Genomic DNA, 25,874 nt, shown 5'->3' on the forward strand with positions numbered 1-25,874 from the left:
GGCAACCAGCGCAACAAGCGGCAACGAACGGCAACTAGCGGCGCATCGCCGGCACACCGGCTCAGGCGAGCAGCTTCTCGACGAGCGCGCCGAGTTCGCGCAGGTGGACGGGCTTCGGCAGGAATGCGTCGAACACCTGCTTGTTCTCGCGCAGCGCAGCCGATTCATACGCGCTGACGCCGAGGATCGCCGGATGCCGGCCGTCGTCGTCGGGTACCGCGACCGTGCGAATGCGCCGCGCGACTTCGAAGCCGCTCACGTCCGGCAGTTCGAGATCGATCACGACGATGTCGTAATGGCCCGTGCCGAAGCGCGCGACGCCTTCCTGCCCGGTGCCGCACAGATCGGCGTCGATGCCGAGCGCCGACAGCATCGCGCCGAGCGTTTCGCGCGCGTTGTCGTCGTCGTCGACCACCAGCGCGCGCCGGTCGCGGTGCACGGATGCGTGCGGCAGCGCGAGCGCGTCGCCGGCCGCGTGGCCGGCAGTGTCGATGCCGGGCACTTCGGCCGGCAGCGTCACGACGAACTCGCTGCCTTCGCCCACGACGCTGCGCACGTCTACATGCCCGCGCAGCGTCGTCACGATTTCGCGCACGACGGCGAGCCCCATGCCGATCCCGTCCACATGCAGCCCGACCGCGTCGTTCGCGCGATAGAACGGCTCGAAGATCTTCGACAGGTGCGACTTCGCGATGCCGGTGCCCGTGTCGCGCACGGCGATCTTCAATTGCTGGCCGGCCGGCGCGTCGGCGAGCGTGATCGACACGTCGATCGACCCGCCGAGCGTGTACTTGACCGAGTTCTCGATCAGGTTCGACAGCACCTGGCGCAGCAGCTTGCGATCCGAACGGATCGTGAGGTCGTGCGGCTCGACCTGCTGCGCGATCGCGATCCGCTTGGCCGCGATCTTCTCGCGCAACGGGTCGAGCACCTCGGCGAGCAGCGACGCCATGCCGACGGTTTCCCGTTCGGCGAGGCGCTTCGTCGAGCGCAGCTTGATGTAGTCGGTCAGATCCTTGACGAGCGCCTCGAGCGACAACGCGGAATTCTGCAGCCGCCGGATCGTCTTCAGGTTCGCCTCCGACTGCGGGCGCGCGAGCAGGATCTCGACCGATCCGCAGATCGCCTGCAGCGGCGTGCGCAACTCGTGGCTGACCATCCCGAGGAACGCGTTCTTTGCCTCGATCATTTCGAACGCGCGGTCGGATGCCTTGCGTTCCGCGTCGAGCGCCGCGTCCTGCCGCTCGAGCAGGTCGTCACGCGTGCGCATCGTATAGAACAGCAGCAGAAACAGCGCACACAGGATCACGCCGAGCACGATGCCGAGGATCAGGATCGCGCGCTGCTTTTCCTTCAGCTGATGGAACGTGAAGTCGCGCTGCGCCATTTCGATCGCGCGGAAATAGTTCGCGAGCCCGTTGACTTTCGGCCAGTACGCATTGACCTCGTCGATGACCTGCTGCGCGCTTTTCGGCGAATCGCGCAGCAACGGGACTTCGCGCTTCAGGCGCGCCATGAATTCGCCGAGCGCGTCGATCTCGTTGCGCGCGCGCGGGATGCGCAGCCAGTATTCGGATACTTCAGACGGCCGCTGCAGAAAGCCGAACGACACCGACAGGCTGTCGAGCTGCATCTGCACGTGATTGAAGTCGTCGTCCTGGTGCGTCGTGTAGAGGATCAGCTGCCGGTCGAACCGCGTATAGACGTTGCGGTATTGCGCGGCGGTCCAGAACACGCCTTCGCGCGGCCCTTCGAGCACGCCCTCGTTGACCGAGGTGGCGAGGAGGTCCCACAGCAGGAACGCCCACGCGGCGAACCCCATGATCCACAGCGAGCCGAGGACCAGGATGATTTTTCTATTTTTCCATCGCCGGCGTTTCATTTCACCGTCAGGCCGATGATCTGCCACGCGAACTTGGCTTCGCCGAGCGGCGTCTTCAGTTCATCGGGATACTGGTCGCGCGGGTACATGATCCACAGCGGGCCGTAGTTGTCGTTGCCGAGCACCTTGCCGTTCATCGTCCGCGCGAGGATCACGCCGTAGCGATCGGCGTCGGACACCGGAATCGTGAACGTGTACTCGTCGATGCAGCGGAACTCGATCTGCGTGCCGTGCGCGCCGACGGTCTTCAGGATGTCGGACAGGCGCGGGCCGGTGAAGGCCGCCTTCGGCGTCCAGCTCGTCGACGTGACGATCGTGTGCTGCGGCAGCGCCATCAGCGCCTGCTCGGAAAACACGTACGCCGTCTTGCCCTGCTGGTTGTGCTTGTCGATCTTGCCATCGACGGTGAACGTAAACGACGAAGCGGCCCAGGTCGCGGCGGCCATGCCGAGCAGGCAGGCCGTCAGCAGGTGCTTGGTCCAGATGGTCGAAATTCGCATGTGTTGCCCTCGGTCGTGCGGTGGTGATTTGTCGTTGGCGTCTCAGTTCGCGGCGGCGGTGGTGGCGGCCGGCAGCGTGATCTTCAGTTCGCGCGCCACTTCGGCGAACAGGATCGGCAGGCGCACCGGCTTTTCCTCGCAGCGCGCGTTGTAGTGCGACACGATGTGCGCGATTTCGTCCTCGCTGGCTTCGCCGGTCGAGATCTTGCCGGTCAGCAGGAAGATCGGCGCGCCGCTGTTCTCGCTCGAGCGGATGCCGCGCACGAGTTCGGCGGCGGTCTGGTCGCCGAGCATCCAGTCGAGGATGTAGCCGTCGAAATCCTCGACCTCCAGTGCCTTGCGGAATGCCGCGCCGTCGAAGTACGGGATCGCGTTCACGCCTTTTTCGATGAAATATTCACATACCGTTTCGGCGACATCCTGCGAATCGTCCACCACGGCGATGCGCGCCGCATACACGTTCGGCTGGGCCGAGCGCAGCTCGATGACGTCGACCGGATACGTGCGGCCCTCGCGCGCGTGCTGACGCTCGGTGATCAGCCATTCGCCCTGCCACTGCAGCGCGACGAAATCCGTCTCGCTCTGGCTGCTGGCCTTGGTCGAGATCGCGGCGCGGCAGCGAAAGCGCCGCGACTCGATCACGAGCGTCGCGTCGATCATCTCGGCGGCGGCCGGCTGCGTGCCCTTGTCGTCGAGCAGGATCGCGGGCGGCACGCCGAAGTGCGTCGCGATGTCCTGCAACTGCGACAGGTTCCATGGGATCAGGCCTTTCATCTTGCGCGTGACGACCGAGAAGCTCAGGCCGAGCACGTTCGCGATCGTCGTGTTGTGACTTCGCGGCGGAATCCCGTTCCGGTTCAGTAGGTCGCGCACCTTGTTGGCGGTGATCAGATCGACGTTGGCCTGCTCGCTGTTGGACATCTCGATGGGGTCTCCAGGGGTTTTTGGCGAGGGTGAGCATATCAAAACTGACGCGTCATGCAAGCTTTGAAAAAGCGAATGACCTTGACATGCCATTTTTCTTCATTATTATTGCTCACCACGTCACTATTGTTTGTCGCGTCATGTTTGGAGATCGATGCCGGCCACCGCCGGAACATCGAAAAGCGACCGCAAGGAAGCAGTGACGGAACGATTCGAAGAGAGAACCTGAGAGAGCCTTGGAGTGCGTGTCGGCGTCGGCGGATTGTATCCGTTGCGCCGCGCGCCGCCGGGTACGAGCTCGCGGGGGTGGGATAGCTCGAAGAATTGCGGCGCCAATAAAACCTGAGGAAAGTAACAATGTACCGCCGTTTGATCGCACCGGGGCTGCTGCTGCTATTGGCCGCGTGCGCGCAGGATCCGTCCCTCACCAGCAACACGGTGCGGATCTGCGACGACACAGGCTGTTCCGACCGTCCTAAAGATCAGGTGTCCTATCAAAAAAGGGGCGATTCGGAAGACCAGGAAAGCCCGCGCATCGCTGCGCTGAAGCAGACCGCGAAGACCCAGCCGAAGGCCGCCTACGACCTCGGCCTGCGTTATTTCCGCGGCGACGGCGTGCGCCAGGACAGCTACCAGGCCCTCAAGTGGATGCGCGAGGCCGCCGAGCGTGGCGACCTGCAGGCGCAGAAGGCGCTCGGCAGTTTCTACCTGTTCGGCCTCGAGGAAATGGGCTCCGACGCGCGCGAAGCGGAGAAGTGGCTGTCGATCGCGGCCGGCCGCGGCGACAAGGAGTCGAAGAAGCTGCTCGACCTGGCGCGCAAGGCCAAGAAGGAAGACGAAGAAGACTGGAAATGGCGCACGGAATGGCGTGACCGCTATTACGGCTACTGGTACTCGGGCTATCCGTACTACGGCGTCTGGCAGCAGACGTACTGGTACTACTGACCGGGCCTGAAGCAACGGGGGCAGCAGCGGGGAGACCACCATCGCGCGCCAGCCGGGGGGCTTATCGAAGTTCGCACGAACACATAAGCCGAACAACGACTCTAAATCGACCGACAACGACATGAAGACCAACCTTTCCCAACGTCTCACTCAAGGTGCGCTGGTTGCAGCGCTTTGCGCGTCCGTGGCAGGCTGCGGTGGCGTGGTGACGCCCGGCGGCCAGAATGCGGGCGTGACCGGTGCCGCCGCGGGCGGCGCGAGCGCCGGCGCCGATTCGCAGCTGCAGCGCTGCACGTCGCCGCTCGGCACGATCGCGGTCGACGACGGCCGCAACGCCGACTGGTGGGGCCCGTTCGGCAGTGCGACCAAGGTGACGAGCATCGACCCGCTGCTGCGCCTGGCGGTGCAGCAGTCGAACTGCTTCGTGATCACGTCGATCGGCAACCAGAAGAGCGACGCGCGCCTGTCCCGCATCACGCAGCTGCAGCGCAACTCAGGCGAATACCGTGCGGGCTCGAAGCAGCAGAAGGGCCAGCGTGTCGCGGCCGACTATTACATGGAACCGCAGATCGTCATCAACGATTCGCCGATCGGCGGCATCGGCAGCATGATCGGCGGGCTGATCGGCAACAGCGCGGTGGCCGCGGTAGCGGGCCATCTGCAGACGAAGGCGTCGGTCGTCACGCTGACGCTGTTCGACGTGCGCTCGGCGGTGCAGATCGCGGCGTCGGAAGGCAGCTCGACGGCGACGAACTACGGCGCGGCGCTGGGCGGCTTCGGCGGCGGCGTGGGCGGCGGGCTCGCCGGTTTCTCGACGACGCCGGAAGGCAAGGCGACGGTCGTTGCGTTCATCGATGCGTGGAACAAGATGGTCGTCGCGCTGCGCAGCTACAAGGCGCAGGACGTCAAGGGTGGCCTCGGCCGCGGTGGCCAGCTCCAGGTCAACTGACGTTCGCGGGCCGGCGGTGCGCCGCCGGCCGCTTCGTGATTCCTGATTCGTGATGCTTGACTGTCCGTGCGCGCGGCGTGATCCGCGCGTGCCGGCTTCGTTCGTCCTTTTTGCACCGAGGTGATCCCGATGAGAGCCGTTGCCCTGATCGCATTGACTTGTCTCGCGCTGACCGCTTGCGGCGGCGACGACTCCTCGCCCGCGGCGTCCGGTGGATCGGGCACGAGCAACAACGGGGGCACCGGTGGAAACGGCGGCACGGGTTCGGGCGGGACGGGAAGCGGCGGCGGTGGTTCGGGCGGTTCCGGCGGTTCCGGTGGCTCGGGCGGCGGCACGCTGACGTGGCGCTACGAGGCTCAGCCCGTCGCGGCCGACAAGGCGAGCTTCCTGACGCTGGTCAACAATGAAGGCGCGAAGGGCTACCGCTATCTGGGCGACTACTACTACAGCGCGAGCAACGGCGGGACGCAATCGATCTTCGTGAATGACGGCACCGCGCAGACCTACACGTACCAGCTGCAGAACGCCTCGGCCGACCTGACGTCGTTCGTCAACACGGCCAACGCGCAAGGGTCGAGCGGCTACCGCTACGAAGGGCCGCTCACGTACGGCGATCTCTATCGCAAGGACGGCGGCTCGTCGGCCACCTACACGTACACGACAACGGGCCTGCCGACCGACGCGAATGCGTTCCTCACGCAGGCGAACGGCCAGGGCCAGTCGGGCTACTGGTTCCTGGGGCCGATCGTGGTGGCGTCGGTGCAGGCGAACATCTACATGAAGAACAACGCGTCGAGCGCGACCTATACGTACGACGCGCTGGCGCCGGCGTCGACCGTCAGCGACTTCATCGCGCAGGCCAACAGCGAAGGGGCGAAGGGGTATCGCGCGAAGGGCGCGATGACGTTCGGCACGGCGATCTCGTGGGTCTACGTGAAGGACCAGACGCAGTCGCCGACCTTTTCGTACCAGTCGGCCGCGATCCAGTCGACCGGCGCGAGCTTCGTCCAGCAGTCGAACACGTTCGGCGGCCAGGGCAGCGCGTACCTGAGCGACATGGCGCTCGGCACCACGCCGCCGCTCGCGATGGCGTCGTTCTATTTCAACCCGAAGAACTGCACGGGCTTCCTGTGCACGACGCTGAATCCGCTCACGCAGAACTGAGCGGGCAACGCGGCTGCGTCCGGTAGCCGTTTTTCTGTTTTTTCCGAAGCGGGGGGGCACCGGTAAGACGGTGACCGCCCCGCTTGCTTTCGTTCGTAGCCAATCGGACGATCTCTGCGATCAAGGTGCCGGCAAGTGATCCTGGCGCACCGGCGTTTCATCTCGAATGCGTCACCCGTTCCGGAAAATCTCGCTATACGCACTCAACGCCGGCACGCCGCCGAGATGCGCATACAGCACCTTCGACCCCGGTTCGAATTCCCCGAGCCGTACCTTGTCGATCATCCCGTGCATCGACTTCCCTTCGTAGACAGGGTCGGTCAGTATGCCCTCTAGCCGCGCACACAGTCGAATCGCCTCGAGCGTGCCATCGTTCGGCAGCCCGTATTCGGGGCCGGCGTAGCGCGTGTCGAGCACCACGTCGGCTTCAGTGATCGGCCGGCCGAGATCGACGAGTTCGGCGGTGTGCCGCGCGATACGCGTGATCTGCTCGTGCGTGCGCTCGGGCGTGGCCGACGCGTCGATCCCGATCACGCGGTCGGCGCGCCCGTCGGCCGCGAAGCCGACAACCATCCCCGCCTGCGTGCTGCCCGTCACCGAGCACACGACGATGTAGTCGAACTTGAAGCCGAGTTGAGCCTCCTGCGCACGCACTTCTTCCGCGAAGCCGACGAAGCCGAGCCCGCCGAGCGGATGCTCCGAGCAGCCGGCCGGAATCGGGTAAGGCTTGCCGCCCGCCTGCCGCACGCTCTCCATCGCTTCTTCCCAGCTGCGGCGGATGCCGATGTCGAAGCCGTCTGACACGAGCCGCACGTCCGCGCCCATCATGCGCGACAGCTGGATGTTGCCGACCCGGTCGTACACCGGATCGTCGTAGTTGACCCAGTGCTCCTGCACGAGCACGCATTTCATCCCGAGATGCGCGGCGACGGCCGCGACCTGGCGCGTCTGGTTCGACTGCACGCCGCCGATCGACACGAGCGTATCCGCGCCCTGTGCGAGCGCATCCGGGACGAGGTATTCGAGCTTGCGCGTCTTGTTGCCGCCGAACGCGAGGCCGCTGTTGCAGTCCTCGCGCTTCGCATACAGCTCGACCTTGCCGCCGAGGTGCTCGCTCAGGCGCTTGAGCGGCTGGATCGGCGTCGGGCCGAACGTGAGCGGATAACGGGGGAAACGTTGCAGGTTCATCGGCGGGCTCCGGAAAGCGGTGGACAGGGCGGGAAACGGAATCGTTCGTGCGCGGCCGGGAGGCCGTGTTTCGATCAGAAAAATGATAGGCAGAAGCGCGCGAAATGAGCTTGCGAAAACAATTGCGGCAGCCTACGTTATCGACGATACGAGAATAAGATAAGCAATTTCGATTCGTTGAAAAGGAGGATGACGCAATGAAATTAGAGCGAGGCAGCGCATCGCCGGCCGACCCCGCACCGGCGCTCGATCGCATCGACCGCGCGATCCTGCGGCAACTGCAGCAGGACGCGTCGATCTCCAACGTGAGCCTCGCGGCGAAGGTGAAGCTGAGCGCGCCAGCATGCCTGCGGCGCGTCGAGCGGTTGAAGGACATGGGGCTGATCCGCGGCATCGTCGCATTGCTCGACCCGAAGCCGCTCGGTGCGGGGATGCTGGTCGTGATCGGCTTCGTGCTGGATCGCTCGACGCCCGAAGCGTTCGCCGCGTTCGAGAAGGCCGCGCAGAAAGTGTCGGGGTGCGTCGAGTGTCACGTCGTGACCGGCGAATTCGACTACTTCATGCTGGTGCGCACGCGCGACAACGACAGCTTCAACCGGCTGCACGCCGAACAGCTGCTGTACCTGCCGGGGGTGCGGCAGGTGCGCTCGTTCATGGTGCTCAAGGAGATTCTTTCGACGCATGCGCTGCCGTTGTAAATCCGCGTGGTCGACGAGTGCGCGCCGGGCTTGCGCCTGGCATGCCCGTCAACCGGTCCATTGGCCGACGAAACGGCGACAGTCGCCCGACACCGCCGAAAGGGACCGAACGACCCGCGCGCCAGCGCGTCGCACCTTCACGACGCGGCGCGAAACGATCGCGTATGCTCGTCCGGTCGGTGGCGCAGGGGCCACCGCAGCCGATTCATTCGTGTGACGACCCATCAACGAGCGAGGACAGCATGGCCAAACAGACGATGGCGGAATACCTGGCGAAGACGCTGGCGGCAGCCGGTGTCGAGCGCATCTGGGGCGTGACGGGCGACAGCCTGAACGGCCTGTCGTTCAGCCTGAGCCAGATCGGCTCGATCCGCTGGATGCATACGCGGCACGAGGAAAGCGCCGCGTTCGCGGCCGGCGCGGATGCCGCGTCGACCGGGCGGCTCGCGGTATGCGCGGGCAGCTGCGGCCCCGGCAACCTGCACCTGATCAACGGGCTGTACGACTGCCACCGCAATCATCAGCCGGTGCTCGCGATCGCCGCGCACATTCCGTCGACCGAAATCGGGCTCGGCTACTTCCAGGAAACCCATCCGCAGGAACTGTTCCGCGAATGCAGCCACTTCGCGGAGCTCGTGACGAACGCGTCGCAGTTTCCGCGTGTGCTCGCCCGCGCGATGCGCACCGCGATCGACGAGCGGGGCGTCGCGGTGATCGTGCTGCCGGGCGACATCGCGCTCGGCGACGGCCCCGACGAAGCACCGGCGTGGAGCGAATCGTCACCGCCGTCGATCCTGCCGGCCGATGCCGATCTCGACCGGCTCGCGGCGCTGCTCAATGCGTCCGACGCGGTCACGCTGCTGTGCGGCAGCGGCACGCAGGGCGCGCATGACGAGGTGGTCGCGCTGGCCGACACGCTCGGCGCGCCGGTCGTGCATGCGCTGCGCGGCAAGCAGTTCGTCGAATGGGATAACCCGTTCGACGTCGGGATGACCGGGCTGATCGGCTTCAGCTCGGGTTATCACGCGATGGAATCGTGCGACACGCTGCTGATGCTCGGCACGGATTTCCCGTACCGGCCGTTCTATCCGTCGAACGCGAAGATTGCGCAGATCGACTGGAAGGGCTCGCAACTCGGCCATCGCGCGCCGCTCGCGCTCGGCCTCGTCGGCACCGTGAAGGAAACGATCGCGGCGCTGCTGCCGCGCTTGACGCGCAAGACGCAGCGGCGTTTCCTCGAGAACGCGCTGAAGCACTACGCGGCGGCGCGCAAGGGGCTCGACGATCTCGCGGTGGCCGAGCCGCCGGGTCGCGCGATCCATCCGCAATACCTGACGAAGATCGTCGACGAAGTCGCAGCGGAAGACGCGATCTTCACGGCCGACGTCGGTACGCCGACGCTGTGGGCCGCGCGCTACCTGACGATGAACGGCAAGCGGCAGCTGCACGGCTCATTCAATCACGGCTCGATGGCGAACGCGATGCCGCAGGCGCTGGGCGCGCAGGGCGCGCATCCGGGACGGCAGGTGGTGTCGTTGTCCGGCGACGGCGGCCTGTCGATGCTGCTCGGCGATCTGCTGACCGCACGCCAGCTCAAGCTGCCGATCAAGATCATCGTGTACAACAACAGCCTGCTCGGCTTCGTGTCGATGGAGCTGAAGGCGGCCGGCTATCTCGACACGAACGTCGACCTGAGCCCGACCGACTTCGCGGCGATCGCGAAGGGCGCGGGCATCTTCAGCGTGCGCGTCGAGCACTCGGAGAACGTCGAGGAAGCGCTGCGCATGGCGTTCGCGCATGACGGGCCGGCGGTCGTCGACGTCGTCACGTCGAAGTACGAGCTCGCGATGCCGCCGAAGATCGAACTCGCGCATGCGAAGGGCTTCAGCCTGTTCATGCTGCGCGCGATCCTCAGTGGGCGCGGCGACGAGATCGTCGAGCTGGCGAGAACCAACCTGCGGTAATGCGGTGCCGCGCGCGATGCCGTGGGCAGCGTGCGCGGCGTGACGCATTGAACAACACAAGCAACATGGCAATCGAGATTCGCGCCTACGAGGCATCCGACCTGCACACACTGTCGGCCATCTGGTTCGACGCATCGCTGCTCGCGCATCCGTTTCTCGGCGAGGCGCGGCTGCGCGAGCAGCGCGCGCTGATCGAACAGGTTTATCTACCCGAGGCGGAAACCTGGGTCGCGTGTCGTGGCGACGAACCGGTCGGCTTCATCGGCTTGCTCGACGCATCGATCGGCGGATTGTTCGTCGCGCCGGCGTTGCACGGCCACGGGATCGACCGCGCGCTGGTCGAGCATGCGCTCGCCCTCAAGGGCTCGCTCGATCTGGAGGTGTATGCCGACAATCGCGATGCCCATGCGTTTTACACGCGGCTCGGCTTCGACGAAATTTCGCGGCGCGACGAGGACGAAGAAGGCCTGCCGTTCGCGAACATCCTGATGCGGGCGACGCGCTGAGCGAACGGGCATGCCGACCGTCGACGATCTCGCCGCGATCGAGACCGCACTGCAGCAAATCAGGATCGTCGGCGCGCGCTATCCCGCGCATTTCCAGCAGCGCATCGACCGCTGACCGGGCGCGCGCTAGCTGATCCGGCACGAATTGATCAGGCAAATCAGGGTCAATCTTCACGTCAGCTTAAGTTTGCGTTTCCTAGAATCGATTGACACGTCGCGTGTACAGCGACGGACCGGTTCGCTTAGGAGGAGGATGCGCATGAACCCAACCCGTGTCGCCGTAGCCCCGTTCCGCGCGGTCATCGGCACGCCGCCGCTGGCCGCGCAAGCGCCGGAGGCCCGCCGATGATGTGGCCGAACGCGTGGCGTGTCTCGGCACTGTTCGTGCGCGAGTGGGTCGGCCGTCCGGCCGCGGTGGGCGCGTTGTGCCCGAGTTCGCGGCAGCTGGCGCGCGAAATGGCCGACGCGGTGCCGGACGGCGACGGGCTGGTCGTCGAGCTCGGCGGCGGTACCGGCGCGATTACCGCGGCGTTGCTCGAACGCGGTGTCGCGCCGCGGCGGCTCGTCGTGGTCGAACGTTCGCCGGCGTTCGTCCAGCATCTGCGGCGACGCTTTCCGGGCATCACGATCGTGTCGGGCGACGCGCGGCAGCTCGAGCGGCTGCTGCCGCCCGATGCGCGCGTCGACGCGATCGTGTCGTGCCTGCCGCTGCGCACGCTGCCGCGTCAGGACGTGACGGCCATCATCGACCAGTGCCATCGCGTGCTGTCCGCCGACGGCGTGATGATCCAGTTCACGTACGACCTGCGGCCGCCCGGCCGTCATCCGCTCGGCGATTCGGCATTCGTTTCCTGCAGCAGCCGGATCGTGTGGGCAAACATACCGCCTGCGCGCATCGTGACCGTGCGAAGCTTCACCGCCGAACACGCGGAATGACGCAGCCGTGCGCGGGGCGCCCGATCGTGGCGCCTCGCCTGATCCTTTCGTAACGCCTTCTGATCCTTCCAATTTCCATTCATATTGCCGTCACATCAGGTTCCTACCATCGCCTTTCATTTCGAAAGCATCAATGGCGGGGGGAGCGGGCAACATGAATCGAATCAAACTGGCGGCGCTGCTGTGCGCGGGCGCCTTTGCACTGGCCGGATGCGGCAGCGACGACGGCTCGACCAGCAGCACGTCGCTCGCGCCCGTGCAGGCGGCCGCGCGCAACGTGATCTTCTTCCTCGGCGACGGCATGGGGATCACGACGTTGACGGCCGCACGCATCTACGCGGTCGGTGAAGACGGCGCGCTCACGATCGATACGCTGCCGGAAACCGCGTTCGTGAAGACCTATTCCAACGATGCGCAGGTGACGGACAGCGCGCCGTCGATGTCGGCATACATGACCGGCGTCAAGACCAACAACGAAGTGATCTCGATGTCGCCGGACACGAAGGCGATCGAGCCGACCGCGAGCCTCACCGGCAACTGCGGCGCGAACAACGGCAAATCGGCGACGACGCTGCTCGAGATCGCGAAGGCGCAGGGGCTGGCCACCGGTGTCGTGACGACCACGCGCGTCACGCACGCCACGCCCGCCGCAACGTATGCGCACGTGTGCCATCGCGACGCCGAGAACGACATCGCCGCGCAGCTCGTGCCGGGCGGCGCGGGCTACAACGGCGCGCTGGGCGACGGCGTCGACGTCGTGCTCGGCGGCGGCACGCAATTCTTCGTGCCGAAGGACGGCGGCGGCAAGCGCACCGACGGGCGCAACCTGGTCAACGAGCTGAAGGCGAAGGGCTATGCGGTCGCGCAGAACCGCGACGACCTGCTGGCCGCCGATGCGACGAAGGGCGGCAAGCTGGTCGGCCTGTTCTCGTCGAGCCACATGAGCTACGACCTCGATCGCGGCGCGACCAAGGAGCCGAGCCTCGCCGACATGGCGACGCGCGCGCTCGACGTGCTGCAGAAGAACCCGAACGGCTATTTCCTGATGGTCGAAGGCGGCCGGATCGACCACGCGCTGCACGACACCAATGCGAAGCGCGCGCTGCAGGACACGGTCGCGTTCGACAACGCGATCAAGGCCACGATCGACAAGGTGCGCAAGACGGATCCCGACCTGAAGAACACGCTGATCGTCGTGACGGCCGATCACGATCACACGCTGGTGCTGAACGGCTATGCGGCGCGCACGGGCAAGACCGAGGCGGGCAAGCCCGGCGTGCTCGGCGTGCTGCGCAGCTACCAGACCGGCGCGGTCGCGAAGGATGCGGACGGCGCGCCGTACACGATCATCGGCTTCGGCAACGGCGAGAACCGCGTGCAGGGCAGCCGCGCGGGCACGGCACTCACCGACGCGGTGACGGGCGCCGACGACTATCGCCAGGAGGCGGTCGTGCGCATGGACAAGGGCAACGAGACGCACGGCGGCACCGATGTGTTCCTCGGGGCGATCGGCCGCGGCGCGGACGCGTTCCACGGCGTGATCGAGAACAACAAGGTGTTCGAGCTGGTGCGCAACGCGGTGCAGCTGTGAGCGCCGACCATACGGGTACAGGGGAATACAGGATGTCGACCATCAAGTGCATCGCGGCGGCGCTGGCCGTCGCGGGTTTCGCGTGCGGCGCGGCGCAGGCCGCCGGCCAGGCGAAGAACGTGATTTTCTTTCTCGGCGACGGCATGGGGCCGACGACCGTGACGGCGAGCCGGATCTACAAGGTCGGCGAGTCGGGACAACTGACGATGGAGAAGCTGGCCCGCACCGCGCGCGTCAAGACCTTCTCGAACGACGCGCAGACGACCGACAGCGCACCGTCGATGGCCGCGTACATGACCGGCGTGAAGATGAACAACGAAGTGCTGTCGATGTCGTCGGACACGCGCGCGGTCGCGCCGGGCAACGACGCGAACGGAAACAAGACCGTCAACAACTGCGCGCCGGGCAACGGCCAGCCGGTCGCGACGCTGCTGGAGCTCGCGAAGGCGCGCGGCAAGGCGGTGGGTGCGATCACGACGACCGAACTCACGCACGCAACGCCCGCCGCGACCTATTCGCACATCTGCCATCGCGATGCGCAGTACGACATCGCCGCGCAGGCGGCGCCGGGCGGCGCGGGCTACAACGCGGCGCTCGGCGACGGCGTCGACGTGCTGATGGGCGGCGGCCGCAACCACTGGACGCCGTTCGATCCGGTGGCGAACAAGCGCGGCCGCGCGGACGGGCGCAACCTGCTGGGCGAGATGAAGGCGAAGGGCTACACGGTCGTCGCGACCCGCGATCAGCTCGCACAGGCCGGCAACGGCAAGCTGGTCGGTCTCTTCAGTTCGACGAGCCACCTCGAGTACGAACTCGACCGCGTCGCGGGCAAGGGCGAAGGGCCGACGCAGCCGAGTCTCGCCGAGATGACGTCGAAGGCGATCGACGTGCTGTCGAAGAATTCGAACGGCTACTTCCTGATGGTCGAGGGCGGCCGGATCGATCACGCACTGCACGGCACCAACGCGAAGCGCGCGCTCGAAGATACGGTGGCATTCGACGAAGCGATCCGCGTCGCGCTGTCGAAGGTCGACCTGTCGAACACGCTGATCGTCGTGACGGCCGACCACGACCACACGATGACGATCAACGGCTATTCGAAGCGCGGCAACCCGATTCTCGACATCAGCCGCAACTATCGCGACGGCCAGCCGAGCAAGGACGCCGACGGCAACACCTACACGACGCTCGTGTTCGGCAACGGCGCGAACCGGCCGAACGTGCGCGCGTCGGTCGATTCGGCCACCGCGACGAACGAGGCGTATCTGCAGGAAGTCGGCGTGCGGATGGGCAGCGCGGGATCGGAGACGCACGGCGGCGGCGACGTGATGCTGTTCGCCGACGGCGCGGACGCGAAGGCGTTCAAGGGCACGATCGACAACACGAAGGTGTTCGGTCTCGTGCGCTCGGCGTTCGGTTTCTGAATCCGTTGACTGCATGAGGAACGGGAACGCCCGATGAAACGACAGCTTCTCTGCGTGCTCGCCTGCGGGTGGGTTGCGCTGCCGGCCGTTGCAGCGGCCGACCTCGACGCGGTGCTGGTGCACGAGAGCCGCACGGTGTCGGCCGATGGCGTGACGCGCACGACGCTGTATCGCGAACGGATGGTGCGGCGCGACGCTCACGTGTGGGTCGAACGTGTACTGCCCGTCGCGGCAGCGGGTGGTCATGGCGACGATCACGATCATGACCACGATGCGGGCGGTCGCACCGGTGTGCAGCCGGCCGCCGCCCACGCGGGCCACAAGCATTTCAACTTCCAGGCGGCCGCGCGGCACGTGACGTACGACGGCAAGACGGCGCGCATCGAGTACGTGGACGCGGCGAACCGGACGGTCGTCAGCGTGCCGCCGGCCGAGTACGAAACCACGGGCTTCGACGGCTCGTGGGACAACGCGTACTACGTCACGCCGCCGTCGCAGTTGAAGCGGCTCGCGGCGGCGAAGCGCGGCGACGTGCCCGGCACCCGCTGGTACGAGCAGGCGGTAGATACGCCCGGCGCGCGCGGCGTGAACCGAATCCTGTGGAGCGAGACACTGCAGGCGCCGCTGTCGGTCGAATACCGGAGCGCCGACGGGCGCGTCGTGCGCAAGTTGACGCTGACACCGGCGCCGGCCGCGCGGCGCGAGACGTTGCCGTGGCAAACGCTCGGTAGCTATACGTGCAAGGAATACGCGGATTATCTCGACTGATCGACGAGGTCGACCGTCTGTACGCGGGGCTTGCGGTCAGGCCGGCCGGTATCGTCAAGCGATGCGGCCGGGCCCTGGCCGGTTTTTTTGCGGCTGCCCGGCAGCCATTGCCGATGACACGCTAGAAGCGCGCGCCGTCCGGCACGCGCGTTGAAGGCCGCGACGCGACCCGCTTGATGAAGCGGTCGAGCGGTGTCGCATAGCCGTGCGCGATCACCGCGCTCAGTGCCGCCGACAACACCAGATACGCAATCAGCAACAGCAGCTTCGCGTCGCCGTGCGTGGCCGACGGCGGCCAGAACGTGCGTAGCCCGCCGAGCACGATCAGGTGGAACAGGTACAGCTCGTAGCTCAGCTTGCCGGCCCGGCCCAGCGGCGCGAGCAGGCGGCCGTGCATGCGCTCGCCGTTGACGTGCGCGCCGATCAGCAGCACGGCCGTGCCGAGCGCCATCGCGGTGACGCCGGCGACATGGCTTTCCGCGATCGGCCACGTCAGATAAAGCGCGGCCATCGCCGCCGCGACGAGCCACTGCACGAGCGGCGCGGCCAGCCGCTGCCCGTTTGCGCGTTCGGCCAGCAGCGCGGTGCAGCAGCCGATCGCGATGCCGTCGAACGACGCGAAGTACGCGTAGAGGAACCCGCCTTCGTCGCCGGCGTGCGTGAAGCGGTACACGGGCCCGATCGCGGCGACGACCACCCAGAACGCGACCAGCCGTGCATCGCGGCGCAGCGCGATGCACAGCAGCGGGAACGACAGATAGAACACCTCTTCGACCGACAGCGACCACAGCACGCCGAGCGCGTAGTTGACCCACCCGTACGCGCCGATCAGCACGTTCATCCAGAACGTCAGCGACGCGAGATTCACGCGCCAGAACGACACGGCGATGCCCTCCGGCGCATGGTTCTGGAAGATCGGCACGCCGGCCGCCGCGAGACCGTTGACGAGCGCGAGCAGCAGGAGCAGGCACGGGACGATGCGCGCGAGACGCGACACGTAGAACGCACGCACGTCGACCGCGCCGAGGCTGCCCCAGCGGCGGCGCGCATTCGACGTGATCAGATAGCCGGAGATCACGAAGAACATCGTCACGCCGTAGTTGCCGTTGCGCGCGATCGCATGCACGGCATCCCAACCGAATACGCGTGCCAGCGACGTGTCGCGCAGCGAATAGGGGATGTTGAAGTGATGCAGCAGGACGAGCACGATCGACACGCCGCGCAGCAGGTCGATCCGCGCGTTGCGCGGGCCGGTGCTCATTGCGGCCTGCCCGGTTCGGCGAGGGCCGGCAATGTTGCGAGGAACGTATCGCGTGCGCGCAGGCCGGCGTTCGGCGTCTGCCGCTCATCGTCCTGGATCAGGTACGCGAACGCGACCTTGCGCGGCCCCTTGGCCGCCCAGCCGACGAACCAGCCGTACGCGTGCGACGCATCGTACTTGCGCCCCGGCGAGCCGGTGCCCGTCTTGCCGTGCACGATCCAGCCGCCAGGCTGCGTGTCGATCAGCGTGATGCGCTCGGTCATGTCGTACGCGTGCGCGCTGACGGGCAGCGTCCGGTTCGCGATCTTGCGCATGAAGTCGACCTGCTCGAGCGGCGAGATGCGCAGCGACGCGTTGACCCACGCGCCCATCACACCGTTCAGTTCGCCCGTCGGACGGGTCGCGTCCTCATTCCCGTAGCCGAATGCGGTCGTGTATTGCTGGAAGCGCGCCTGCCCGAGCGCCTGCGTGACCTGCTGCGAGTACCAGAACACCGACAGCTTCATCCAGCGCGCCGGGTCGGTCGGCGCGCGCCACGGTGCGCCGCCCCAGTCGGGGTAGCCGGCGTGGAAGTCGAGCGTCGGGGTGTGTTCGTCCTTCAGGACGCCCGCATCGAAGCCCATCAGGCTGATGGCGACCTTGAACGTCGACGCCGGCGTCACGCGGGTCGCGCAGTCGCCTTGCTGCACGAGCAGCTGGCCGGTGGCGGCGTCGGCGACGACGGTGCAGATCGGGCGGGCATCGGAAGTCGCGGCGGCCAGGAGGCCGGCGGCGAAAGTGAACAGCGCGCGGCGCCAGTGCTTCAAGTGACACTCCTTCGGGTGGGGTGGCGCACAGTGTATCGACGGATGGCCGGCTGTCGACCTGTCATGGTTGACGGGACGGCAGGCGGTTCATGACACGGGATGACACGATCGAACCCGGATATCCGGGGATGTCGTGCAGTCACGGGGCAATGCGCCGCCGATCAATATCCGGCAATGGCGTAATAGATCCCGAGGCACGCAACGGCGATGAGCGGGAGCGCGATGATGATGAAGGCAATACGACCGATGCCGCGCAACCATGAAAAAACCCGCCGGCAGGCTGGCGCTTGCGGGCGGGCAAAGACACCTCGGGCAGACCCGCGCGGGTGTCGCGTGAAGAACGGAGAACCGGGTTACATCAGAATTTGTGGCGCAGCGCGACGCGCACGGCCACCTGGTTCGACGTCGACGACGGCGCGTCGGTACCGGGGATGAACGCGTTGTCGAGGATCGAGTTCGTCTTGTCGCCGGCGATGTGCTGGTACGCGGCCTGCACGTACACGTCGGTGCGCTTCGACAGGTTGTAGTCGGCCATCAGCCCGGCCGAGTGGATCTTCGGCTTCGCGTTGCCGGTCGATGCGTCGTACTTCTCGAGCGACAGCACGTACTGCGCGCCGACCATGAACGCCGGCGTGACCTGGTACGAACCGTTCACCTCGAAGTTCTGGTACTTGATCGCGCTGACCGTCGCGCCCGGGGCGATGATCGCGCCCGGCGTGCCGAGGTAGCCGTTGCCGGTCGGGTTCTTGTAGTTCGAGTTCGTGTACGCGAAGCCGACCGTCGCCTGGCCGAACGTGTAGTTGATGCCCGCGCCGAACACGCGCATGCGCTCGGCGATGTAGCTCGCGTCGTTCGCGGTGATCGCGCCGGCCGAGCCGTCGCCCGGACGGTTCGCCTGCAGGTACGCGGCGCCGATCAGCAGGCCGTTGTTCTGGTACTGCGCGCCGAAGCTGTACGCGCGGTTGTCCGAGAAGTTCGTGCTGTTGCTGAAGCTGTATGCACCGCCGAACTGGAAGCCGCCGAAGTTCGGGCTCGCGTACTTCACCGTGTTGTCGAGGCGGAACGAGTTGTCGGTGTTGTCGTTGTCGAACGGGTGCGCGAGCAGGTAGCCGCCCCAGTTGCCGTTGGCCGTGGTCGGCGCGAGATAGTCGACGACGGAGTCGTACTGGCGGCCGAACGTCAGCGTGCCGTACTGCGCCTGGCTCAGGCCGACGTAGGCCTGGCGGCCGAACATGCGGCCGCCCTGGTTGAGCCGGCCGCTGTTCACGTCGAAGCCGTTTTCGAGCTGGAAGATCGCCTTCATGCCGCCGCCGAGATCCTCGCTGCCCTTCAGGCCCCAGCGGCTGCCCTGCGCGTAGCCGCTCGCCATCTCGTAGACGTGGCCGGTGCCGACGTTGTTCGTGTAGTTCAGGCCTTCGTCGATCACGCCGTACAGCGTGACGCTGCTTTGCGCGAACACGGGGGCCGCGAAGGTTGCCGTTACGGCGAGCGCCGTCAGGGTCTTTTTCATTGAGAGATCTCCGTGATATCCAGCTGGTATCGGTTGTCGTGAGCGCGCCCGGCGTGGCGCGCCCCGTCATCCGGGGCGACCCGGTGCAACGCGTGCGGCGCCGGTTCGCGCAACGCGCGGCGGCGCGGCAACCGGCAGCGTCGGGTCGTGTCTCCTCCGATGACACCGCGCATTCTTCCCAAGCCGGCCAGGAACCGAAAGCGAGTAATTTCGATGGATGGGATCGGGTTCGCCAATGGGGTCGCGACCGCCGGTTTCGGCAGTCGAAACGGGGGCGCCGTGCCGCGCTGCAACGCCGGCCGAGCAACGGCCGAACGTGGGGGCGACATAGCCCGCGCCGGGCCTTGAACGGACTCGGAAAATCAGCTGAAGGGCCCGTCCGGCGGGCCTGGCAGGGGTGCCGGAGGATCGATTGGCGCCGCCGATTGCAATGATCGGAATTACTCGTTTCCCTAAACAAATTGGCGGCGGAAACATGCAGGCTGACCGGACGTGGATGCGTTCACGCTTCGCCGGTCGCCGCGCATGCCGCGACGCACAAACAACAGATTCGATTTGGAGACGACCCACCATGCAGATTCGACGACTGAAGACGGTCCTTCTCGCCGCCGCGGCGATCCTGTCCGCGCCTGCCGCCCACGCGGCCGGCGGCGCGTGCACCGACGGCAAGACGGTCCATTTCGCGGGCATCACGTGGGAAAGCGGGTCGTTCGCGACCGAAGTGCTGCGGCAGATCATGGAGAAGGGCTACGGCTGCAAGACGGACGTCGTGCCGGGCAGCACGGCTGCCACCGAAACGGCGCTCGCGCGCAACGACCTGCAGATCTGGGCCGAGCAGTGGACGGGGCGCAGCGAGATCACCGCGAAGGCCGTCTCGTCGGGCGCCGTGAAGCTGATCGGCGACACGCTGCCGGGCGGCACGACGGAAGGCTGGTTCGTGCCCGACTACGTGGTGAAGGGCGATCCGGCGCGCAACATCAAGCCGGTCGCGCCGGGGCTCGTGTCGGTCGACGATCTGCCGAAGTACAAGCAGGTGTTCGCCGACGAGGAGGAACCGGACAAGGGCCGCTTCCTGAACTGCCCGACGGGCTGGGACTGCGAGCGCGTGAACACGCGCCTCTTGCGCGTACTGAAGCTCGACCAGTCGTACACGAACTTCCATCCGGGCACGGGCGCGGCGCTCGACGCGGCGATCGCGTCCGCGTACCAGCGCGGCGCGCCGATCGTGTTCTATTACTGGGGCCCGGCCGCGCTGATGGCGAAATACAAGTTCACCGCGCTGAAGATGCCGGCCTATAACGAAGCATGCTGGAAGACGTTGCGCGACGAGAGCAGCACGCACCAGTGCGCGTCGTCGTACATGGTGTCGCGGCTGACGGTCGGCGTGTCGAAGCCGTTCGGCGATGCGAACCCCGATCTCGTCGGCGTGTTCGGCAAGGTGCGTTTCCCGATGGACTTCCTGAACCAGACGATCCTCGAGATGACCACGAAGAAGATCGACGGCGCGGCGATGGCCACGCAGTTCCTGAAGACCCGCCAGGACATGTGGAAGCAGTGGGTGCCGGCCGACGTCGCGCAGAAGATCGCCGGCAGCCTGAAGGGCGCGTAACCTGCGCGCGGCGGCGGGCCCGCGCCCGTCGCCGCCGTCACGCGCCTTCGCGGCGCGACGGAGAATCAAATGAACGGCTTCTTTCTGCACCTGTCGATCGCCGACTGGGTGAACAGCGCGCTCGAGACGTTCGTCGCGCAATACGGCGACGGCTTCCATCACTTCAGCGTGCTGGTGCTGCGCTACCTGCTCGTGCCGCTCGAAGGCGCGCTGCGCGTGGCGCCGCCGTGGCTCGTGCTGCTGGTCGTCGGCGCGATTGCGTGGAACGCGACGCGCCGCATCGGCCTCGGCGCGCTTTTCATGCTGCTGCTTTACGCGATCGGCTGCTTCGGCCTGTGGGACAAGCTGATGCAGACGCTCGCGCTGATGCTCGTCGCGACGGTGCTGTCGGTCGCGATCGGCGTGCCGGTCGGCATCCTCGCGTCGCGCAGCGCGTGGCTGCGCCGGATGCTGCTGCCGGTGCTCGACGTGATGCAGACGCTGCCGAGCTTCGTGTACCTGATCCCGGTGCTGATGCTGTTCGGCCTCGGCAAGGTGCCCGCGATCCTCGCGACGATCATCTATGCGCTGCCGCCGCTGATCCGCCTGACCGATCTCGGCATCCGCCAGGTCGATCCGGACGTAACGGAAGCCGCGCGCGCGTTCGGCACGACGCGCTGGCAACTGCTCGTCAACGTGCAGTTGCCGCTCGCGCGGCCGAGCATCATGGCCGGCATCAACCAGACGACGATGATGGCGCTGTCGATGGTCGTGATCGCGTCGATGATCGGCTCGCGCGGGCTCGGCGAGGACGTGCTCGCGGGCATCCAGACGCTCGACGTCGGCAAGGGCACGCAGGCCGGCCTCGCGATCGTGATTCTCGCGATCGTGATCGACCGGATCAGCCAGGGCTTCGGCCAGGAGCGCCGCGCGCGGCGGCGGCTCGCGCAGCAGCGCCGGCAGAAGGGCGCGTCGCGCGTGCCGTACCGGCTGCCGCGCAAGGCGCAGTCGGCGGGCGTCGATTCGAATCAGGCGACGCAGTCGTCGCGGGCATAGGACGGGAGACAGACATGGCGACCATCGACGTCAAACACGTGTACAAGCTGTTCGGGCCGCAGGCCGCGCATGCGCGCGTGCTCGACCTGCTGCGCGCGGGCAAGCGCAAGGCCGACGTGCTGGCCGAAACGGGCTGCAACGTCGGGCTCAACGACGTGAGCCTCGGCATCGAGTCGGGCGAGATCTTCGTGATCATGGGGCTGTCGGGTTCGGGGAAATCGACGCTCGTGCGGCACTTCAACCGGCTGATCGAGCCGACGGCCGGCGAGATCGTGATCGACGGCCGCGACGTGATCAAGCTCGACGCACACGGGCTGCGCGAGCTGCGCCGCTTCAAGGTCAGCATGGTGTTCCAGAACTTCGGGCTGCTGCCGCACCAGACCGTGCTCGACAACGCCGCGTATGCGCTGCGCACGCGTGGCGAGAAGCGGCACGATGCGGCCGAGGCCGCGCGCAACTGGCTGACGAAGGTCGGCCTCGACGGCTATGGCGATCATTACCCGGACGAGCTGTCGGGCGGGATGCGGCAGCGCGTCGGGCTCGCGCGCGCGCTGGCGGCCGATACCGACGTGCTGCTGATGGACGAGGCGTTTTCCGCGCTCGATCCGCTGATCCGTACCGAGATGCAGGATCAACTGCTCGAGCTGCAGGCGACGCTCGCGAAGACGATCGTGTTCATCACGCACGATCTGGACGAAGCGCTGCGCATCGGTGATCGCATCGCGATTTTGCGCGACGGCACGCTCGTGCAGGTCGGGACGCCGGACGATATTCTCTCGCGGCCGGCGGATGATTATGTCCGGCGGTTCGTGGAGAAGCGCACGAGTGTGAATTGACGGCGGCATGAAGAACGGCACGCCGCGACAGGCGGCGTGCTTCGTTCCGGCGCCACGGCGACGACACTTCATCGTCCACGAAAAACCGCCGCGAGTCTCGTGGACGCGCGGCGGTTTCGTCGTGATCGTCGAGTACCGATCTGTGACCAGTAATCAGTAATCCCACAGAACCGGCACGAACCGGAATCCGTCGCCGTTCCTGGCGATATGACCGATCGACGGAAACGCGACGTGCGCGGCGGCCAGCAGCGCGCCGGTCTCGGCGGCTTCATTGAACAGTGCGATACGCACGGCGGCAGCCGTTTCAGGATCATGCTCGAAGCCGTTTTGCCACTCGGGATGATCGAAGTTGACTTCGAAGATCGCATCGCCCGCGAACGTCAGCTTCTCGCCGTTCGATGCGATGTCCACGACGCAGTGCCCGGGCGTGTGCCCGCCCGTCACGCGCGCCGACACGCCTGCGGCGACTTCCACGCTCTGGTCGAACTGGACGATGTTTTCGCCGTAGAGCGTCACGAACTTCTCGGCTGCCTTGCGCAGGGCCGGCGGCACCGTTTCCGGCATCACCGTCTTGCTGAAGTCCGGATTTTTCCAGAACGCCACTTCCGCGGCCGACACGTGAATGCGCACGTCCGGGCGCAGCTTGGCCTTGACGCCGTCGACGTTCAGCCCGCCGACGTGATCCATGTGCATATGGGTAATCACGATATCGGTGAGCGCGGACAAGTCGATGCCGGCCGACTCCAGACGCATCACCGACTTCCCGGCGCGCGTGAAGTACTCGAAGCCGTCGCCGACGCCGGAGTCGATCAGGATCAGGCGTTCGCCGCTGCGCACGAGCGCGATGTTCAGCGCCCAGTCGAACATGTCGCGTTGCAGGAAACGGCCGTCGAACCAGGCATTGCGGTCCGCTTCGCTTACGTTGGTGGACATGGTGGAGGTCGGCAGCGGCAGGATGCCGTCGCTGATCAGCACGACGTCGACGTCACCCACGCGCACGGCGTAGCGGGACGGCACGAGTTCGCCTGAACCTGGCTTGCCGAGGTCGGAGATAACCGGCTGAACATTGGGGGTGGTTTCGCTCATCATCAATAGTCCTATTCATCGAGTGGGGTAAGTCGCACTGCAGGGTGCGGTTCACGAGCACGACCACGACTTTCGCGCGTTTCGCTTCGCTCGCCTTTCAACCGGGCGTGAGAAGGATTGTAGTCAGGGGGATGAAAGGCGGAAGCACCGGGCGAGCACACATCATGTTGTTCGACCGGCAACAATCGACGACGGGCGGGAAACGACGGGCAATGCGAGGGGGATGGATCGACGCGCCGTTCAACGACCGCGATGCGTCATATCCGCAGACGGTTGCGTGGTGGCTGCACGCTGCGCCTGGCGTGATTGGGCCGAACCTGACTTCGAGTGCCCGCTCGCCGTCGCCGATCGCGAGCAGCGACAGCGTCCAGATGTTGTCCGGCCGGGTTGCCCGAGATGCGTGGTCATCGCGTTCTCCTTCCGTGACGACCTTCCGTCTCGTCCGGCGGACGAGTCGGTGTGAAGGTTCTACGTCGCCATTCCTTCGCGTCCGTCGGCCGAAATCCTCATGCCAATCGATCACCCGATCCGCGCGTGCCGGCGCTACCCGCTGACGGGCGCCGAAGAAAAAAGGCGACCTATCACATTCGAAACATTTCTGAATGGCGCTTTATCGGGGTTTTTAACGCCTCGGCGGAACGAATTCGCGCGCGTCCTTGGTGGTGCGCGGGTTTGCGATCGAGATCGAATATCCGGCACGACAGGCCAACCCGAATGGGCCCTCGACGGCAATCTCAAAAATGAAACATGGCGCATTTGCCGTGCCCGCGCCGGCTTGATCGGCAAGCCATTGAATGCAAACGGGAAAGGCATCTGCGCATCGCGGACGCCTCGGTATCGTGCCGCTCCGCACGTTTCAGCGTTGAAACATGAGTGGCGTGCCGGCGTCGCACGGGGCTGGCCATCTCGCATGAAAAATCCCACGGTCTCTTGGTATTCGGGCCGCTTGGCGGCGTGGCATCGCCGATGCGTGTTGTCGTCCGGATTGGTGCGGTCGGCCAAGCCGTTCCTCGTTACTTCAGGAGGATTTCATGCGTAAGACTTTATTGGCGTCCGCTGCGCTTCTCGCCTTGGGATGCAGCGGCTACGCGATGGCGAATCCATGCAGCAGCAATGCCAGTTCGACGTGCAGCCAGAAAGCGGATGACGGATCGAACACGCTCAGCAATTCGGTCAGCTCAAGCCAGACCAGCACCACCGGGTCCAATGCAAATGAAGTCTCGCCTGGCGCGAGCGTCTATCAGGATTCCTACAACAGTACCAAGATCGTCGCGATCAGCAAACTCGACGGGTACGTGAGCAATGTCCAGGTCTGGGGCATTGGCAACAACGCGACCAATTCGGGCAGCGCGGCCGGCGGAAGCGGTGGCAAGGGCGGCAACGGCTACGGCTACGGCGGAGCGGGCGGTAACGGCGGCGGCGGCGGCGCGGGCGGCGGCGGCGGGAAAGGCGGCAGCGCGCATAACGGCAGCGCCACGGCAGGCAACGCCAGCAACGGCAGCGCGACGGCCGGCACCGGCAACGGCGGTGGCGGCGGAACCGGCGGTTCACCTGACGCCAGCGGCGGGGCCGGCGGCAAAGCCACGGCGAGCGGCGGCTATGGCTCCGGCAAGGGCGGCGGCGCCATCGCGGCTTCGGTCGGCGTAGGCGGCTCCGGCACGGGCGCCGGCACCGGCTGGGGCGGCGGCACCGGTGCGGCCGATGCGGGTTCCGCGTGGGCCAAGAATCATGGCAGCGGAAGCGCGTCCGCATCGGCCGGCAGCGGTACCGGTACGGGCACGGGCACCGGCAGCGGTTCGGGTAGCGGCACGGGCGGCGCAGGGTCGGCGGGTACGTCGACGGCTTCGGGCGGATCGGGCTCGGGTACCGGCGGCAGCGGTGCGGCCGCGGGCGGCACCGGCGGCGCGGCGACGGCGGCGGCAGGCAATGGCGGAGCCGGCGGCGCGGGCACGGGTGGCGGCGCGACGAACGGTGGTGCGACGACGACGGCCAGCAACGGCAGCGCGACCGCGGGTAGCGGCGCGGTGGGCGCGATGGGCGGAGCCGGCGGCGCAGGCGGCGCGGGCAACGGCGGCGTCGGTAACGGCGCGGTCGGCGGCGCGGGTGGCGCAGGCGGAGCCAATACGGTCAACGCAGGGACATTCAACATGTCCAACGCAATGGCGAGCGTCGGCCAGACCGCGGCGGGCATCATGGTCGCCAACCAGAACAGCGGCATGGCGTCGCTCGTTCAGCAGGCCGTGACCGTGCAGGCCAACCTGTCGGTCGGACGATAGAACGGCCGGCTGGTCC

Annotated in this window: 23 protein-coding genes; 15 read left to right on the plus strand and 8 right to left on the minus strand. The window is 66.5% G+C overall.

The window, feature by feature from the left end; genetic code table 11:
* Window positions 1-61 precede the first annotated feature (61 nt).
* The 3 genes from atsR to CFB41_RS18625 are packed head-to-tail and all read right to left on the minus strand — an operon-like array spanning window position 62 to window position 3,303.
* Complete coding sequence (atsR, locus tag CFB41_RS18615) at window positions 62-1,882, minus strand: hybrid sensor histidine kinase/response regulator AtsR (RefSeq protein ID WP_089457437.1); 1,821 nt, start codon at window positions 1,880-1,882, stop codon at window positions 62-64.
* Window positions 1,879-2,382: a molybdopterin-dependent oxidoreductase gene (locus CFB41_RS18620; protein WP_089457438.1), complete on the minus strand. Its 504-nt coding sequence runs from the start codon at window positions 2,380-2,382 to the stop codon at window positions 1,879-1,881. Before CFB41_RS18620 ends, atsR begins: the two co-directional genes overlap by 4 nt.
* A 42-nt stretch (window positions 2,383-2,424) precedes the next feature.
* The gene (locus CFB41_RS18625) at window positions 2,425-3,303 is read right to left on the minus strand and encodes a helix-turn-helix domain-containing protein (RefSeq protein WP_089457439.1); all 879 of its coding nucleotides are present in this window, start codon (window positions 3,301-3,303) and stop codon (window positions 2,425-2,427) included.
* Between the two features lie 360 nt (window positions 3,304-3,663).
* On the opposite strand from CFB41_RS18625, the gene CFB41_RS18630 reads away from it, so the two are divergent.
* The 3 genes from CFB41_RS18630 to CFB41_RS18640 all read left to right on the plus strand — a co-directional run bounded on the left by CFB41_RS18630 (window position 3,664) and on the right by CFB41_RS18640 (window position 6,364).
* On the plus strand, window positions 3,664-4,251 hold the full coding sequence (locus tag CFB41_RS18630; protein ID WP_089457440.1) for a tetratricopeptide repeat protein: 588 nt from the start codon (window positions 3,664-3,666) through the stop codon (window positions 4,249-4,251).
* 121 nt (window positions 4,252-4,372) lie between these two features.
* The gene (locus tag CFB41_RS18635) at window positions 4,373-5,200 is read left to right on the plus strand and encodes a hypothetical protein (protein ID WP_089457441.1); all 828 of its coding nucleotides are present in this window, start codon (window positions 4,373-4,375) and stop codon (window positions 5,198-5,200) included.
* Between the two features lie 129 nt (window positions 5,201-5,329).
* Window positions 5,330-6,364, plus strand: a complete 1,035-nt coding sequence (locus CFB41_RS18640; protein ID WP_089457442.1) for a hypothetical protein — start codon at window positions 5,330-5,332, stop codon at window positions 6,362-6,364.
* Between the two features lie 171 nt (window positions 6,365-6,535).
* On the opposite strand, the gene CFB41_RS18645 is transcribed toward CFB41_RS18640, so the two are convergent.
* Complete coding sequence (locus CFB41_RS18645) at window positions 6,536-7,552, minus strand: 1-aminocyclopropane-1-carboxylate deaminase (RefSeq protein ID WP_089457443.1); 1,017 nt, start codon at window positions 7,550-7,552, stop codon at window positions 6,536-6,538.
* A 197-nt stretch (window positions 7,553-7,749) separates the two neighbouring features.
* Between CFB41_RS18645 and CFB41_RS18650 the strand changes: the two genes are divergently transcribed.
* The 7 genes from CFB41_RS18650 to CFB41_RS18680 all read left to right on the plus strand — a co-directional run bounded on the left by CFB41_RS18650 (window position 7,750) and on the right by CFB41_RS18680 (window position 15,439).
* Complete coding sequence (locus tag CFB41_RS18650; protein WP_089457444.1) at window positions 7,750-8,250, plus strand: Lrp/AsnC family transcriptional regulator; 501 nt, start codon at window positions 7,750-7,752, stop codon at window positions 8,248-8,250.
* Between the two features lie 242 nt (window positions 8,251-8,492).
* The gene (gene poxB, locus CFB41_RS18655) at window positions 8,493-10,214 is read left to right on the plus strand and encodes a ubiquinone-dependent pyruvate dehydrogenase (protein WP_089457445.1); all 1,722 of its coding nucleotides are present in this window, start codon (window positions 8,493-8,495) and stop codon (window positions 10,212-10,214) included.
* A gap of 65 nt (window positions 10,215-10,279) precedes the next feature.
* A complete protein-coding gene (locus tag CFB41_RS18660; RefSeq protein WP_089457446.1) occupies window positions 10,280-10,720 on the plus strand; it encodes a GNAT family N-acetyltransferase in 441 nt (146 codons plus the stop codon).
* A 345-nt stretch (window positions 10,721-11,065) separates the two neighbouring features.
* The gene (locus tag CFB41_RS18665; protein ID WP_089457447.1) at window positions 11,066-11,656 is read left to right on the plus strand and encodes a class I SAM-dependent methyltransferase; all 591 of its coding nucleotides are present in this window, start codon (window positions 11,066-11,068) and stop codon (window positions 11,654-11,656) included.
* Window positions 11,657-11,810: 154 nt separating this feature from the next.
* On the plus strand, window positions 11,811-13,247 hold the full coding sequence (locus tag CFB41_RS18670; RefSeq protein ID WP_089457448.1) for an alkaline phosphatase: 1,437 nt from the start codon (window positions 11,811-11,813) through the stop codon (window positions 13,245-13,247).
* Between the two features lie 32 nt (window positions 13,248-13,279).
* Entirely contained in the window at window positions 13,280-14,671 is a 1,392-nt protein-coding gene (locus CFB41_RS18675) for an alkaline phosphatase (protein ID WP_089457449.1), read from the plus strand.
* Between the two features lie 33 nt (window positions 14,672-14,704).
* Window positions 14,705-15,439, plus strand: coding sequence for a hypothetical protein (locus CFB41_RS18680; protein WP_089457450.1), 735 nt, complete (start codon window positions 14,705-14,707; stop codon window positions 15,437-15,439).
* 121 nt (window positions 15,440-15,560) lie between these two features.
* On the opposite strand, the gene CFB41_RS18685 is transcribed toward CFB41_RS18680, so the two are convergent.
* The 3 genes from CFB41_RS18685 to CFB41_RS18695 all read right to left on the minus strand — a co-directional run bounded on the left by CFB41_RS18685 (window position 15,561) and on the right by CFB41_RS18695 (window position 19,016).
* Entirely contained in the window at window positions 15,561-16,700 is a 1,140-nt protein-coding gene (locus CFB41_RS18685) for an acyltransferase (protein ID WP_089457451.1), read from the minus strand.
* A complete protein-coding gene (blaOXA, locus tag CFB41_RS18690; protein ID WP_089443505.1) occupies window positions 16,697-17,506 on the minus strand; it encodes an OXA-1043 family class D beta-lactamase in 810 nt (269 codons plus the stop codon). Before blaOXA ends, CFB41_RS18685 begins: the two co-directional genes overlap by 4 nt.
* A 358-nt stretch (window positions 17,507-17,864) precedes the next feature.
* Window positions 17,865-19,016, minus strand: coding sequence for a porin (locus CFB41_RS18695; RefSeq protein ID WP_089457452.1), 1,152 nt, complete (start codon window positions 19,014-19,016; stop codon window positions 17,865-17,867).
* A 571-nt stretch (window positions 19,017-19,587) separates the two neighbouring features.
* On the opposite strand from CFB41_RS18695, the gene CFB41_RS18700 reads away from it, so the two are divergent.
* The 3 genes from CFB41_RS18700 to CFB41_RS18710 all read left to right on the plus strand — a co-directional run bounded on the left by CFB41_RS18700 (window position 19,588) and on the right by CFB41_RS18710 (window position 22,496).
* The gene (locus tag CFB41_RS18700) at window positions 19,588-20,625 is read left to right on the plus strand and encodes an ABC transporter substrate-binding protein (protein WP_089457453.1); all 1,038 of its coding nucleotides are present in this window, start codon (window positions 19,588-19,590) and stop codon (window positions 20,623-20,625) included.
* 69 nt (window positions 20,626-20,694) lie between these two features.
* Window positions 20,695-21,660 carry a proline/glycine betaine ABC transporter permease gene (locus CFB41_RS18705; protein WP_089457454.1) on the plus strand — a complete coding sequence of 322 codons (966 nt, stop codon included), beginning with the start codon at window positions 20,695-20,697 and terminating at the stop codon, window positions 21,658-21,660.
* 14 nt (window positions 21,661-21,674) lie between these two features.
* Window positions 21,675-22,496, plus strand: coding sequence for a glycine betaine/L-proline ABC transporter ATP-binding protein (locus tag CFB41_RS18710; protein ID WP_089457455.1), 822 nt, complete (start codon window positions 21,675-21,677; stop codon window positions 22,494-22,496).
* Window positions 22,497-22,649: 153 nt separating this feature from the next.
* On the opposite strand, the gene CFB41_RS18715 is transcribed toward CFB41_RS18710, so the two are convergent.
* Complete coding sequence (locus tag CFB41_RS18715; protein ID WP_089458915.1) at window positions 22,650-23,582, minus strand: MBL fold metallo-hydrolase; 933 nt, start codon at window positions 23,580-23,582, stop codon at window positions 22,650-22,652.
* 508 nt (window positions 23,583-24,090) lie between these two features.
* On the opposite strand from CFB41_RS18715, the gene CFB41_RS37585 reads away from it, so the two are divergent.
* Window positions 24,091-24,621 carry a hypothetical protein gene (locus CFB41_RS37585; RefSeq protein WP_144029949.1) on the plus strand — a complete coding sequence of 177 codons (531 nt, stop codon included), beginning with the start codon at window positions 24,091-24,093 and terminating at the stop codon, window positions 24,619-24,621.
* A complete protein-coding gene (locus CFB41_RS38195) occupies window positions 24,614-25,858 on the plus strand; it encodes a hypothetical protein (RefSeq protein ID WP_179250101.1) in 1,245 nt (414 codons plus the stop codon). The genes CFB41_RS37585 and CFB41_RS38195 overlap by 8 nt, the downstream gene beginning before the upstream one ends.
* Window positions 25,859-25,874: the final 16 nt, after the last annotated feature.

Origin of the sequence: Burkholderia sp. AU33803 (assembly GCF_002223095.1) — a bacterium.
Classification (GTDB): domain Bacteria; phylum Pseudomonadota; class Gammaproteobacteria; order Burkholderiales; family Burkholderiaceae; genus Burkholderia.